The sequence below is a fragment of the Staphylococcus sp. IVB6240 genome, assembly GCF_025558425.1.
GTDB lineage: Bacteria > Bacillota > Bacilli > Staphylococcales > Staphylococcaceae > Staphylococcus.
In genome coordinates this window covers 748,496-763,159 of the sequence record NZ_CP094718.1, presented here as the reverse complement: position 1 = coordinate 763,159, position 14,664 = coordinate 748,496, and the positions used below count along the sequence as shown (strand labels likewise).

Annotated in this window: 14 protein-coding genes and 1 pseudogene; 4 read left to right on the top strand and 11 right to left on the bottom strand. The window is 36.8% G+C overall.

The annotated features are described in order from the left end of the window. Positions 1–126 precede the first annotated feature (126 nt). Complete coding sequence (gene rnhC, locus MUA88_RS03755; RefSeq protein ID WP_262604791.1) at positions 127–1,059, top strand: ribonuclease HIII; 933 nt, start codon at positions 127–129, stop codon at positions 1,057–1,059. Positions 1,060–2,361: 1,302 nt separating this feature from the next. On the opposite strand, the gene pheT is transcribed toward rnhC, so the two are convergent. From pheT to MUA88_RS03730, 5 genes are all read right to left on the bottom strand, one after another. Beyond that, positions 2,362–4,767, bottom strand: a complete 2,406-nt coding sequence (gene pheT / locus MUA88_RS03750) for a phenylalanine--tRNA ligase subunit beta (protein WP_262605785.1) — start codon at positions 4,765–4,767, stop codon at positions 2,362–2,364. Next, a complete protein-coding gene (gene pheS / locus MUA88_RS03745; protein ID WP_262604789.1) occupies positions 4,761–5,825 on the bottom strand; it encodes a phenylalanine--tRNA ligase subunit alpha in 1,065 nt (354 codons plus the stop codon). Before pheS ends, pheT begins: the two co-directional genes overlap by 7 nt. Before the next feature lie 348 nt (positions 5,826–6,173). Next, on the bottom strand, positions 6,174–6,920 hold the full coding sequence (locus tag MUA88_RS03740; protein WP_262604788.1) for a TrmH family RNA methyltransferase: 747 nt from the start codon (positions 6,918–6,920) through the stop codon (positions 6,174–6,176). Positions 6,921–7,123: 203 nt separating this feature from the next. Then, positions 7,124–7,297: a 50S ribosomal protein L32 gene (gene rpmF / locus MUA88_RS03735; protein WP_044359826.1), complete on the bottom strand. Its 174-nt coding sequence runs from the start codon at positions 7,295–7,297 to the stop codon at positions 7,124–7,126. A gap of 62 nt (positions 7,298–7,359) precedes the next feature. After that, complete coding sequence (locus MUA88_RS03730; protein ID WP_262605784.1) at positions 7,360–7,887, bottom strand: YceD family protein; 528 nt, start codon at positions 7,885–7,887, stop codon at positions 7,360–7,362. A 127-nt stretch (positions 7,888–8,014) separates the two neighbouring features. On the opposite strand from MUA88_RS03730, the gene MUA88_RS03725 reads away from it, so the two are divergent. After that, the gene (locus MUA88_RS03725; protein ID WP_262605783.1) at positions 8,015–9,148 is read left to right on the top strand and encodes a nucleotidyltransferase; all 1,134 of its coding nucleotides are present in this window, start codon (positions 8,015–8,017) and stop codon (positions 9,146–9,148) included. An 80-nt stretch (positions 9,149–9,228) separates the two neighbouring features. Here MUA88_RS03725 and coaD read toward each other — a convergent pair whose 3' ends face one another. Both coaD and rsmD read right to left on the bottom strand, forming a co-directional pair. After that, positions 9,229–9,714, bottom strand: a complete 486-nt coding sequence (gene coaD, locus MUA88_RS03720) for a pantetheine-phosphate adenylyltransferase (protein WP_262604786.1) — start codon at positions 9,712–9,714, stop codon at positions 9,229–9,231. Then, the gene (gene rsmD, locus MUA88_RS03715) at positions 9,707–10,258 is read right to left on the bottom strand and encodes a 16S rRNA (guanine(966)-N(2))-methyltransferase RsmD (protein WP_262604785.1); all 552 of its coding nucleotides are present in this window, start codon (positions 10,256–10,258) and stop codon (positions 9,707–9,709) included. The genes coaD and rsmD overlap by 8 nt, the downstream gene beginning before the upstream one ends. Positions 10,259–10,318: 60 nt before the next feature. Here rsmD and MUA88_RS03710 point away from each other — a divergent pair, with 60 nt between their 5' ends. Continuing rightward, the gene (locus MUA88_RS03710) at positions 10,319–10,708 is read left to right on the top strand and encodes a DUF7147 family protein (protein WP_262605108.1); all 390 of its coding nucleotides are present in this window, start codon (positions 10,319–10,321) and stop codon (positions 10,706–10,708) included. Here the strand turns inward: MUA88_RS03710 and MUA88_RS03705 are convergent, their stop codons facing one another. Further along, positions 10,709–10,966: a DUF2129 domain-containing protein gene (locus MUA88_RS03705; RefSeq protein ID WP_481906564.1), complete on the bottom strand. Its 258-nt coding sequence runs from the start codon at positions 10,964–10,966 to the stop codon at positions 10,709–10,711. A gap of 83 nt (positions 10,967–11,049) precedes the next feature. On the opposite strand from MUA88_RS03705, the gene MUA88_RS03700 reads away from it, so the two are divergent. Next, a complete protein-coding gene (locus MUA88_RS03700; RefSeq protein ID WP_262605782.1) occupies positions 11,050–11,979 on the top strand; it encodes a lysophosphatidylglycerol phospholipase D in 930 nt (309 codons plus the stop codon). A gap of 42 nt (positions 11,980–12,021) precedes the next feature. Here MUA88_RS03700 and MUA88_RS03695 read toward each other — a convergent pair whose 3' ends face one another. The 3 genes and pseudogenes from MUA88_RS03695 to lacD all read right to left on the bottom strand — a co-directional run bounded on the left by MUA88_RS03695 (position 12,022) and on the right by lacD (position 14,660). Further along, complete coding sequence (locus tag MUA88_RS03695; RefSeq protein ID WP_262605106.1) at positions 12,022–12,456, bottom strand: YlbF/YmcA family competence regulator; 435 nt, start codon at positions 12,454–12,456, stop codon at positions 12,022–12,024. Continuing rightward, positions 12,449–13,525 (bottom strand): CAP-associated domain-containing protein, encoded by a 1,077-nt coding sequence (locus MUA88_RS03690; protein WP_262604783.1) that lies wholly within the window; start codon positions 13,523–13,525, stop codon positions 12,449–12,451. Before MUA88_RS03690 ends, MUA88_RS03695 begins: the two co-directional genes overlap by 8 nt. 155 nt (positions 13,526–13,680) lie before the next feature. Next, a pseudogene (gene lacD / locus MUA88_RS03685) lies at positions 13,681–14,660 on the bottom strand (tagatose-bisphosphate aldolase). Between the last annotated feature and the right edge of the window lie 4 nt (positions 14,661–14,664).

Here is a 14,664-nt window from a genome sequence, read left to right as displayed (position 1 = left end):
AATTTATTTATCACGGTACATTATACACGAGTTCATTTATTTTGTGTATGATTCCTTCGTTAGTTCATCTATTTTCTATTTATATGTTACTATTTGTTAGGACACAACTAGAAAGCGGTGAAATCAATGTCAAATCTTGTAATGGAACTTTCCACAGAAGAAGTGATTCTATTGCGTGGAAAATTAAAAGCAGTTCGTGGTAACTATCCACCTGGTATGATCTTTCGTTCTAAATATCAAGGTGTAACCATCAGTATATATAATTCAAAAAAAGCAATGTTTCAAGGAGCAAATAATGAAAAAGTAGCCATGGAACTTCTCGGTAGAGTGACCCCATCGCCATCTAAAAAATCAAAAAGCACATCGAACCAAAGTACAAATATTAACTACAATACATATAACTGTATCGGTAGCGATGAAGCAGGTAGTGGGGATTACTTTGGCCCTCTCACAGTTTGTGCATGTTACGTCTCAAAAGAACACGTAGAAGTATTAAAAACTTTAGGTGTTGATGATTCTAAGAAACTGACAGATGCTAAAATTGTAGAACTTGCAGAACAACTTGTCACATTCCTCCCCCATTCACTACTCGTATTGGATAATCCAAAATACAATGAACGTAAGGCATTGAATTGGTCGCAAGTAAAAATGAAAGCTGTCTTACATAATGAATGTATTAAAAATGTCTTACAAAAAATTGATGAAAATGCATTAGACTATATCGTCATTGATCAATTTACACCAAGGCCAACATACGAACGTTACGCAATGGGCGACGTTCCTTTGAAAAATAAAACATGTTATGAAACAAAAGGTGAATCTAAGTCACTGGCCATTGCCGCTGCTAGTATCATTTCTCGATATGCATTTGTCAAACATATGGATGCCCTTTCCAAGCAGTACCGTACAACTATTCTAAAAGGCGCTGGCCCAAAGGTAGATGTTGCTGCCGCAAAACTCATGGCAAAACATGGTGTTGAAGTCGTTGACAGTATTACTAAAAAAGATTTTAAAAATCGGGAGAAAGCTTTGAAGATATTGGAACAACGCAAAAAGTAATAAAAGACGCAATGAAATCAGAAATTGGATTTCGTTGCGTCTTTTGAGAGAAACTGAGTTATGATAGATCGTTCATTTATATCAGTCTATCGATTACTATGATATTAATAACTAAATGAGTTATTTTTCATTATCTTTCTTCTATAAAAAATAACCATCTAGCATATACTTTGGTCAGTATACTAGATGATTTCACCAATAAACAAAGCCACCGTCTTTTTAACGGGCTCTAACGCTAATCTCTTGTTCATATAATATAACACACATAAAATCCATTCAATGGTGTAAGCAAATGCCCATTCGATAAACACTTGAGTCAGTGTCTAAGGGATGGTTATTCCATATATTTTAGTATCCTATCATCTTAATGAATTAAATCAGCTTAAATACCACACATAACAAAATGTGTAAAATATAATTAAAAACGAAACTTAATTGTGATAGAATAGTAACTGAGCAAGTTGGATAGATGGTGGCTAACTCTTTTAAAAGGGGTGATGCCTATGATTATAGTTGTAACACCCAGAAAGGAACAACATGACTGATTACGAAATGCTAATGGTTGTATTAACAATCATTGGCATTGTAGTCGTTTCAATTAATAGTCAAAAAAAATAACCATTCCCAACTTTTGACGAAGTAGGAGAAATGGCTATTTTTCATTTTCTCGAAAAGTCACCGTCTTTTTAACGGGCTCTGAGAGACATGTTGCAGCATGTCTCTCTTTTTTTATAATATAACATACTCATTAAGTCTATTCAATGTTATAAGCGTAAAAAGCCCATTCGACAAACACTTGAGTCAGTGTCTGATGAATGGTCATTTCATGTATTTTAGTATCCTATCGAACTAAACCTAGATATTCCTCTTAATAAAGACGTGTGAAATATAATTAAAAATAAAACTTAATTGTGATAGAATAGTAACTGAGCAAGTTGGATAGATGGTGGCTAACTCTTTTAAAAGGGGTGATGCCTATGATTATAGTTGTAACACCCAGAAAGGAACAACATGACTGATTACGAAATGCTAATGGTTGTATTAACAATCATTGGCATTGTAGTCGTTTCAATTAATAGTCAAAAAAATAACCATTCCCAACTTTTGACAAAGTAGATGAAATGGTTATTACCATCAAATTAAAAAGTCACCGTCTTTTTAACGGGCTCTGAGAGACATGTTGGAGCATGTCTCTCTTTTTTTATAATATAACATACTCATTAAGTCTATTCAATGTTGTAAGCGTAAAAAGCCCATTCGACAAACACTGTAGTCAGTGTCTGATGAACGGGCATTTCTATTTTATCCTCTTAATGTTACACCTTCTACTTCAAGTGCAGATAAAATCTTACTGTGAACTTCTGTAACTTGTTCTTCAGTTAACGTCTGTTCTTTATCTAAATATGCTAAACGGATGGCTACTGATTTTTTGCCTGCTTCCATATGCTCACCTTCATACACATCGAATACTTTGGCATCTTGTAGTAATTTACCACCATTTTCTCGAATGGTTGAAACTAATTCGGCTGCTTGTACTTCTGAATTTACTACGAGAGCGATATCACGTGTCACACCAGGGAAACGTGGAATTGGTTGATAATTAATATAACCAACCGCTTGTTTCATGATATGGTCATAGTTTAATTCGAATACATAAGTACGTCCAAGGTCATAATCTTTCGCAACGCTTGGGTGTAGTTCACCGATGAAGCCAATGCGTTTACCATTTAATAAAACAAAAGCTGTACGTCCAGGGTGTAAACCATCTACTTGCCCTACTTCATATTCAAACGAAAGTGCTAATTTATCTGCAACACGATCTACAATTCCTTTTGCAAGATAGAAATCAACCTCTTCTTTTTTACCTTGCCAAGCATTTGACGTATATTCACCTGTCATAATACCACTTAAATACTCCACTTCATCAGGCATAGCGCTGTCTTCTTTTCCGAAGAACACATTACCAATTTCATAAAGCGCAATATCATTGTTTTTACGTGCAACATTATATTGTGTTGCATCGATTAAGTGTGGAATCAAGCTTTGACGTAATGTTGCATAGCTTTCACTCATTGGCATTAACAATGAAATCGTATCACGTTGCTCAGTTGTGAATGCTGTTGCACGCGCTTGATCAACGAGTGAGTATGTGATGGCTTGTGAAAGCCCTGCACCTTCTAGTGTATGACGAACGACACGTGTTTTACGTTGACGGTCTGTTAATGCACCACTTGTCACTTCTTCAAATACTGGTAATGATGAAGGAATAATATCATAGCCGTAAATACGTGCGACTTCTTCCACTAAGTCCGCTTCAATCGTAATATCTCGACGGCGTGATGGTACACGTACTGTTAATGTGTCACCATTTTCTTTTGTTTCAAAACCTAGTTGTTCAAAGATTGCAATGATATCTGCCTTTGGTAAGTCAAAACCAATTGTACGGTTAATACGATTTACTGTAATATTGATTTCTGTTACAAATTCACCTAAATCACCACTTGCAACACGACCTGCAAGTGTTTCACCTTCCGCAAGTGTTTCTAATAAGTAGCATGCACGATCCACAGCTTCATCTACAAACTCTGTCGCAATGCCTTTTTCAAAACGACTTGATGCTTCACTGCGTAGATTCAAACGACGTGATGTATGACGAATTGAAGCTGAATCAAAAATGGCACCTTCAACAACGACATTTTGTGTCTTGTCAGTGACCTCTGAGAAGTCCCCGCCCATCACACCACCTAATGCAATTGGTGCTTGTCCATTTGTAATGACGATATCTGAAGCAAGCAATGTACGTTCTTGATCGTCAAGTGTCGTCATCTTCTCATCCGCTTGTGCTTTACGTACTAAAATTTCTTTTGAACCGATTTGATCTTGGTCAAACATATGCAATGGTTGACCATATTCTAATAAGATATAGTTTGAGATATCCACAACATTGTTAATTGGACGAATGCCAGCTTTCATTAAACGTGCTTGCATCCATTCAGGAGATGGTGCAATTTTTACATTTTTAACGATACGCGCACTGTAATATGGCACTTTATCTTCATTTTCAACTGTAACTGCTAACTCATCACTTGCTTGAGTTGATTGTTCCGTTGGTGTTGCTGTTGGACGTTGAACTGGTAAGTTATACAATGCACCAACTTCATAAGCTGTACCAATCATACTTAACGCATCTGCACGGTTAGGTGTCAGATCAAATGACATCAACTGATCTTCTAAATGCAATGCTTCAAGTGCGTTTGTACCTGGCTCAACAGCCGTTGCAAAGTTATAAATACCTGCTTCATATTCTTTTGGCGCCACATTACCTGACAAACCAATTTCTTGTAATGAGCAAATCATACCTTCAGATACTTGGCCACGTAATTTGGCACGTTTAATTTTAATGCCACCTGGTAAACGCCCACCTACTTTTGCAACAATAACTGTTTGACCTTGATCTACATTTGGTGCGCCACATACGATTTGTACGGGTACTTCTTCTCCAATATTCACTTGGCAAATATTTAATTTATCTGCATCTGGATGTTTCTCGATACTTTCAACATAACCGACAACAAGATTTTTAATACCTTCAGTTAGGTCGATCACTTCATCCACTTCAATCCCTGTGCGAGTAATTTTCTCTGCTAATGCATCAATTGGTGCATCTACAGCAACGTAATCTTGTAACCATTCTTTAGAAATTAACATGTTGTTTCACCTCGATCTTCTACACCTTTAAATTGATTTAAGAATCTAACATCATTTGTATAGAAATGACGAATGTCTTCAATACCATATTTCAACATTGCAATACGGTCAGGTCCCATACCAAATGCGAAACCTGAATATTTCTTAGAATCGAATCCTGCCATTTCTAAAACGTTTGGATGTACCATACCGGCACCTAAAATTTCAATCCAACCTGTTTGTTTGCAGACGTTACAACCTTTCCCTTTACATTTGAAACATGAAACATCGACTTCTACAGATGGTTCTGTAAATGGGAAGTAACTTGGGCGTAGACGAATTTCACGGTCTGCACCGAATAATGACTTCGCAAGTAATTCAAGTGTTCCTTTTAAGTCACTCATTTTAATGTTTTCATCGACAACAAGTCCTTCAATTTGCGTGAATTGGTGACTGTGTGTCGCATCGTCTGAGTCACGACGATATACTTTACCTGGACAGATGATTTTCACTGGTCCTTTACCATTACGTTGTTCCAAAGTACGCGCTTGCACTGGAGATGTATGTGTACGCATTAAAATATCTTCTGTGATATAGAAGCTATCTTGCATGTCACGTGCTGGATGTGATTTCGGTAAGTTTAATGCTTCAAAGTTATAGTAATCTTGTTCCACTTCATAACCTGTTACAATTTCATAACCTAGACCTAAGAATAAGTCTTCAATTTCCTCAATTGTTCTTGTTAGTGGATGTGCTGCACCATTTGCAACTGGTCGTCCTGGCAATGTAACATCAATTGACTCCTGTGCCAGTTGTTCATTCAAAGCTGCTTCATTTAAAGTGACTTGACGCGTTTCAATCGCTGCTTCAATCGCTTGTCTCACTTCATTCACTTTTTGACCATATGCTGGTTTTTCTTCTTTCGGTAAATCTTTCATATGTTTCATCAAGCCAGTGACAAGTCCTTTTTTCCCTAAGTACTGTACTTTCACTGCTTGTAACGCTTGTGCATCTTGTGCTTGTTCAACTGCTTCCAATGCATCTTGTTTGATTGTTGTCATTTCATCTGTTTGCACCATTACAATGCCTCCTTATATCCATTCATTACATGCCACATTATGATTCGTTACGTACCTTTTTACGAAAAAAGACTCCGCCCCTCAAATATGGGACGAAGCCTTGCCGTGGTACCACCCAGTTTTATGCATAAATATACGCATACACTCTGAAGATATGTTGATAACGGATCATAACACCCGACTTAAATCTCTTTAAGTAGCCAAAAAGGTGAACAAACTATGTAAGTTGAGGACGACTCCCAGTCATAATCGTCCTTCCCTGAACAAACTCCGATAATAGTTTTCGTCTTTTTATTAGCACATGTTTAATTATTAACAAATCTATTATATACATCTCAAATGTATGGGTCAACCTTTTAAATGGAACATGAGAATGCCTGCAGCAATGGCTACATTCAAACTTTCTGCTCGCCCATAAATGGGAATCGTGACATTTTGCGACGTTGCAGCAAGTAGTGCCTCAGACATTCCTTGCCCTTCATTACCTAATACAAGTGCAAATGATTCCTGTTTTGATGGCACATTGTGATAAGAAACTGCGTCTTCTAATGCAGTGCCATAGACTGGACCTGAAAAGTTTTTAACATAGTCGACAACATCTTCCACTTCAATCGTTGGAATATGAAAGACGCTTCCTTGACTCGCACGTAATACTTTTTCTTGATAAACATCTGCTGTCCCTTTTGCTAGCACAACTAAATCCAATCCTGCAGCATCTGCCGTACGCATAAGCGTTCCTAAGTTCCCAGGATCTTGGATACGATCCAAAATAAGTACTTGTTTCGCTTGTTCGACCGTTGCTGTCGCTTTTTGGATAACTGCAAAAATTCCTTGTGGTGTCACCGTTCCAGATAACGCTTCTGCGACTTTTTGATTGATGACGTAACATTCTTTCGCAGCATTTTGTAAATTTTCAGAAACACGTGAAGGGTCCATCATAAACAATTGTTCTACAATGATGCCACTATCGACCGCTTCTTCAATCAAATGAAATCCTTCTATGATCGCAAGCCCTTGCTTATCGCGCTCTTTTTTCTTTTTTAGCTTATTATAATTTTTAACTTTTCCATTTTGTACCGATGTAATTTCTTCCATAACTAACCTCTTTTCATCTACAAAATAGCTTGACTATGAAACCATTTAAATCTTGACATATATTATACAAGTCAGTTCATCACACCCATGCCAACAAATCTATTTTATAGAATATAGTAAAAGACTCAAAGTCATCATGTAAACATGTATACTTTGAGTCTTTGACATAAAACAACTATTCAAATATCGAAAAGTGTTTACTATTATTTAGAAACGACTTCTTCGCCTTTGTAAGAACCGCAGCTTGGGCATACGCGGTGAGCTAATTTTAATTCACCACAGCTTGGGCATTCTTGCATACCTGGTACTGCTAATTTGAAGTGTGTACGACGTTTGTTTTTTCTTGTTTTAGAAGTTCTTCTTTTTGGTACTGCCATGATTAATCCTCCCTTTTATTCGATTCCTTATGACGCATTGCTGCTAAAGCTAGTGTGCGTTATCATTTTTCATCGTATAATTTTTGTAATTTTTGAAGCCTCGGATCGACTTGCACATTTGAGTCATCTTGAGATGGGTCATTATCCAAATCATCTTCGTCAATAACTTCCCAACCTCGACCACCAGTTAACATCTTATCGCTATCTTCAGCGATAACACGCATTGGTTTTTCAAGCATGACAATCTCTTCCGCAATACTGCGTAAATCAATCATGCCATCTGAGACAAGATGATAGTGTTCATCGTCCTCATCTTCGTACAAACCATCTAAATCAAACACTTCTGTCGTTGTAGTATCGAAAGGAACTTCTACAGGGACAAGTGTACGTGCACATGGCATCGTATACGTTCCACGTAAGCGCATTTCAGCTACAACCTCAGTAGATTTAACATTTAACACACCGTCAACCTGTACTTCTGACAAGTCGATAATATCTAACTGACGCGCTAAATCGTTAAATTCAATTGTTTGATCAAATTTAAAAGGTTGTCCTTGGTATTTTCTCAATTGTGTTATTGACCATTTCATATGGCTTCACCTCTAACAAGCACAAAATTTATTTTAACTTTTGCTAGGCAAGTTGTCAAGATTTTTTCTTAACATGCTTAAGTTTTGGTACAATACTCATAATGATATATGAAAGGACAGAATGCAAATGAAAAGTGTTGCTTTAATCACAGAATATAATCCTTTTCATAACGGTCATCTTTATCATGCACAAACAGCCAAAAAATTATCACAAGCGGATGTCACAATTGCGATTATGAGTGGCCATTTTGTCATGCGTGGTATGCCGGCTATGTTCAACAAATTTCAACGTGCACAAATGGCATTAGCCGGTGTGGATCTCGTCATTGAACTCCCACTCATAGGTTCGCTCTCTTCCAGTGACTATTTTGCAAAAATGGGTGTCTTAATGGCAGATTTTTTATCGGCTGATGCATTATGCTTTGGTAGCGAATCTGGTCATATCGAAAAATTAAAACAAGTTGCCACGCAGTTACTAACACTTGAAGAAAAAACATCTTTTCAACAAGCCATCAAAGAAGGTAAGACGTATGCACGTATCGCATCTGACCACCTAGATAATACGTTAATGAGTGAGCCTAATAACATCCTTGGTATCGCCTACTTGAAACAACTTCAAGTGTTAAATAGTTCTATCACACCCTTGACGATTCAAAGGCAACATACCCACCACCATCACCATCATATCACTCATGATACATTTGCGAGTGGAACAGCAATTCGTCAATCACTAATCAATAACGATATAACTTGGCAAAATATGATACCTAAGGAAAATCAACAGCTTATGAGTCAGCCTTTTTTTAATAATGAACGTTTATTCGACTTTTTAAAGTTAACGATTTACCAACAAGATGCCGTATCACTCAGCAACATCTATACAATGACAGAAGGCTTTGAACATCGTTTAATCAAAACTATCAAAACAGCAACTTCTTATGATGATCTCATGCAAAAATTAAAAACAAAGCGCTATACATACACACATATCCAACGTGTACTAATGAATGTGTTATTGAACATTTCAAAAGATACTGTTTCTCATACGATTGATGCCGCACGTGTTCTAGCGATGTCAACCCAAGGACAAGCTTATCTTAAATGGTTAAAACAAACCTCTCCAGATCGTCAAATCATCACAAATGTGAATCAAAGTAATGCTCACCTGTTTACAAATGAAATTAAAGCAACACATATTTATAATTTATTAACCCAGCAAACACAAACAGATTTTAATACACCTGTCTTTATTAAGAAGTAAAAAATGTGATGGGCGTGGACTACGAAGTCTTTACTAAACATAAAGATCTCCACACCCATTCTCATCACACTTTTATAGTTTTATTGTTGAAACTTGGAGAGTAACGCCTTTTCTACATGTTTCGGTACAAATTCTGAAATATCCGCATTATATTGGGCAACTTCTTTTACAACGCTTGAGCTAATAAATGAATATTCAGTAGAACTCATCATATAGAGTGTTTCCACACGACTGTTTAACTTTTTATTCATAGATGTTAAACGCAATTCATATTCAAAGTCACTCACCGCACGCAAGCCACGAATAATCGTGTTTGCACCAATTTTGTCACAGAAATCAACGAGCAAGCCACTAAAAGAATGGACTTTCACATTAGGTAAATGTGCTACCGAATCTTCAATCATTTTGATACGTTCTTCTACACTAAATGTGCCGCTCTTCTTCATATTACGTAAGATGCAAACATGCAATTCATCAAATCTATCAGAACTTCTCTCAATAATATCAATATGGCCATATGTGATAGGATCAAAACTCCCAGGAATGACCGCTTTAGTTTTAACCATGGTTTTCCTCTTTTCGTAAAATACATGTGTCAGTCAGGCCATAGTGATAACGTTTCATTTCTTCAAAAGGTGCTGTTTTAATTACTTCACGATGGCTAAACTCACACACGATGATACCATTGTTTTTTAATAAATCAAATGCATGAATTTGTTCTAATGCTTTATCTATCAATCCTTTTTCATATGGTGGATCTAAAAAGATAATATCGAACTGTATTTCACGTTTACTTAATGCTTTAAGGGCACGATCTGCATTGTTGCGATAGACTTCTGCTTGGGACTCTAAACCCAGTCGTTGCAAGTTATTATGAATAACCTTGACTGCACGACTATTTTGATCAACAAAGATCACTTTCTCCATCCCTCTTGACAAGGCTTCTATGCCAAGACTTCCGCTTCCACCAAACAAATCTAGTCCAAGTCCATCTATGTTTTGTAGGCTATTAAAGATGCCTTCTTTTACTTTATCCATTGTCGGTCGCGTATTACGACCTTCAAGTGTTTCCAAAGATTTACTCTTATGCTTGCCTGCGATGACACGCATTCTCTCACACTTCCATTCTCATTTTATTTTTACTATACTTTAGGTTAAGGAGGTAAAATGATGCAACAATCTTTTATCGTATTAGGCAACGGCCTAACAGACTTATATGAATTTCAAGCTTTAATTGATCACAATCACGAACGCATCTCGCGTATCGTCTTTTTCCATACACCTAAATCGAAACATCAACGTTCTTCGGTTGCTATCATCATGCAACCAACACCTAATCGTAAGTTCCAAGCGATGTATATCATGTTGGATGCGATGAATTATCCATACCCTGAAGGTAATAAGAAGTTTACAATGATTCAATCTTTCGCAACACCTTATCACATAGAAATGGTGGGCATCGATGCTCATGCGCCAGATGATTATCCGGAACTCGACCTCTATTTTAATTATCTAAAAAGCGTACTCAGATTACAGCACTGGATTCCGCCATTAGAATAGTTAGTTAACCCCTTCATGTTTCTCTTTATCATAAACCTTTTTTAAATGTTTATAAGGGGAACCTGTTATTTGCGTTACATATTTTAATTTATCTAGTTTGTCTACAACCTCATCAACACATTCTGCGTCGACGTACATGTAGACATATTTAAGTTGTTTATTGCTGTAAACAATATGCCCATATTTTCGAATATGTCGTTCATGCTTCATGTTTTTTAAATAGACAATGAGTTTTTCTCGTTGTACGATTTCCAACATCTTCACCTCACACTCTCTACTTATCCTACCATGAGTTGAACTGTAGAGAAAAGCAGTAATATTAGTTTTAAAGGAGAGATTTTATGACAAAAACAAACCGTGTCCTCACAGGTTCTCTAGTAGGGATTGCTAGTTTGATCAGTGGTGCCCTCTACATCACTAATAAAAATAAATCGATTCAAAAGCGAGAAATCAAACCATTCTTCACGCACAAAGCCCCCTATGTCTTTAGCCATCGCGGTGGAATGCAAGAACGTCCTGAATCGACAGAACTTGCCTTTGATCACTCTGTTGCTATGGGCTTGACTGGTTTTGAAACAGATATTCGTATCACTAAAGATGAACAAGTCATTGTATTTCATGATGCCACAGTCGATCGAACAACGAATGGTTCAGGTGCCGTATCACAACATACATTGTCTGAACTTCAACAATTAGATGCCGGTTATCGCTTTACCAATATTAATGGCCGCAAACCATATCAAAACCATCCACAAGCTAAAATTATGACAATGGCAGCATTGTTACAACGCTATCCAGATCAGTTGGTTAATATCGATATTAAGGACCATCCAAATAGTTATGAAGGAACGATTGCGGCTGAGCGTCTATACAAAGTTATTAAAGAAAATCATGCAGAATCACGCGTTCTTGTGACAAGTTTCTATAAGGAGCAAATCGAACGTTTTCACACATTGGATATTCAAGATGAAATTGCCATTGGTGCTAGCCAACATGAAGTTACTGAAGGGATTTTGAAGTGCTATAGTGGATTAGGTCATCTATACCAAGGATTAGCCGATACGTTCCAAATGCCAACCGTTCATAAAGGACTTGTACTGACACAACGTAAATTGATTTCTTGGTTAAATCAACAAAATATTGCACCTGGTTTTTACGGTGTCAATAATGTTGACTATATGGTCGATTTAGCAAACAAAGGTGTTCACACATTAGTGACAGATCGACCAACAATCGGCAAACAATTTTTAACATTTTATCAAAGTAATTAAGTGCTAAAAAGGAGCAGTCAAGCGACTGCTCCTTTTCCTATATTATGCGTGACATTGACAACCGCCACCTGATCCACATCCACAGCTGGATTGATGAAACAATGGCGTACCAGCATCCACTTTCACATGTTCAGATACACTTGATGCTAAAATAGTCACGACTTCATCCAATAACAATTGCAAATCATGCTCGCTTTGCTTAAAAGCGACAACTGTCTTATGCGTTTCATATGCACGTTTTTGACGTCGTGTCGCAAGCATCACTTCTTGATAATCCGGATGATAACGCCCAAATCTTTGAACTTCTTCATAGCGTTCTTTCTCTTTCATAAATGCTTGATAGTATGACTTAGCCACATCATCTTGATCGAGATTCATCTTAGCTTTGCGATAGTTTTGAAAAACATCTGATTGACGTATCATACTTGCTAACGCATCTGTCTCATCCAACACATCAACAAAAGCCTCATCAAACATCATCTTGATCTGCCCCTCGCTCTAAAAAGATTAGTAAAAAGTAATTGTCGTCTATTTTACCACCCATTTCATCATACTTTCCACTCAACAACCTTGAACGGTGTGCATCTGAATTCATCCAACTATTAACCAGTGTGGGTACATCGCTAAAATTATACCCTACATTTTGTGAGATAGACTGATAACTCAACGGCGTCTCATTAATTAAGCTCATTAAGTTATTTTCGGTAAATTCTGCAGAGCTATCATCAACAGATTGAAAAAGATTAACAGTTGCAACATTCTCAAGCGTACTATTCACCTCTAAGTGATCTCGATGATGCAACTCACGCATTTCATTGGTCAATTCATAGAGTGTCAGCAGCTGGTTGGCATTTTGATCCGGATTTCGCTTGTCAGAACGTTCATGTGACATTGTAAAGCTATCATCCATTTCATTACTAGAATACGGATTCATGTCCACTAATGCTTGCTTATCTAAATAGCGCACGCCCATGATTTTGTTGCTTTGCTGATCAATAAAAACTTGCGCAAAGATATCATTAAATTGAATTAACGCCTGTGTTTTCACATCTTTATCAGATAGTTCGAAGTGATAATGCTTATCGCCAATATCAAATTGTGGTTCTGTATTTAAAGAATAGTTGTTGTAAAGGTTTGTGGCATCTTCTCCAATTTTAATAGGACCACTTTCTGATTCTGTTGTTTTACCCGTTACATAAGCAGATTTAACCTCGTTATCTTTCGTCGTAATCAACATATATGCTTTATCTCGCTTAAATACATATGTTTGGTATCCTTGTAAATAATGATAAACACGATCTGCTTGACCATACTTTTTGGTCACTTGTGTCATGGATTCACCAACTAGCAATCCTAAGCCTTTTTCTAACTTTGGATTTTCTGCTGTTGTTGATTGTGCAGGTTGTTTTGCCTTTTCATATCGGCGTTCTTCATTGTGATTTGGGTTTTCTAGCACATCAAATTCTAAACGTGGTGCATAAAATAAATAAACTAAAAATCCAATTAATATGAAGACACCTATTATTTTAATCAAATATCGTTTCATAGCACACTCCTTTACACAAAATTCCATATAATATCTATTCTATCTTATTTGTATAGTAAAGATAAACCACTCTCACTTACATTTCATTAAAATAATTAAAAGAACAAAAAATAGCCGACTGAAATGGAGTTTGCCATGTTCAGTCGACTTTTAAATTAATGAAGTTCAACAGGTGTTGCGGTTTGTTCGAGCACACGATTTAATGCTTCAATATTTTGACGCCCTTGTTCATTCATCCAAGCTACAGCTGCAGATTCTCCTTCTGAAACATAACGCTCTACGCCATCAGCCCATGTCGCACGACCGCACAATACACCATTAAATGTTGAGCCTGCTTCTTTAGCAAATCTTAATGTCTCCTGGAATAATGATGCCTTCACACCCGCACTTAAAAAGATAAACGGTAAATCTGTCGCATCAGATTGTTCTTTAAAGTAGTTAATTGCTTCTTCTTTTGTATACACATGTTCATTTTCTGAATAGCCTTCAACATAATTCATATTTACAGGCACTTCTACTTTTAAGACATTGACACCATAGCGTGAGTCAGAAAATTCTTTCATCATTGTGTTGACCTTATGTGGTTTCTTCTCTGCATATTCTTTAGAAGTCGCATCAGCAATTTCTGCATCATATGATACGAGTTCTAAGAAAAATGGCAGATTTTCCGCATGACATTCAGACCCAATACGTTCGACAAATGCTTGTTTTTGATGATTGATTTCATCAGGCTCATCTACATCATAGTAAAGTAAAAACTTACATGCATCTGCACCCGCTTCTTTCAATCTTTTAACAGACCACACAGATAGTAAATCTGGTAAACGTCCAGGCGTCGAGGCATCATAACCTGTTTTTTCATATGCTAAGAGTAAACCTGTATTTTCCGCTCTATCTTCTGCTGCTGGCAAACCATATTCTGGATCTAACAGAATAGAAGATGCATATTTCGTTAATTCTGAAGAAACGATTGTTTAAATTTCACAATCTCATCTTCATCCGCTTCTGTGCCCTTTACTTTGCTAATCATTTTCTTTAACGCACCACGTTGATCAATGGCTAAAGCACCGATAATTCCTTTATCATTGCATAACTGCTTTAAATATTGCGTCTTTTCTTCACTTTTTCCCATTATTTTA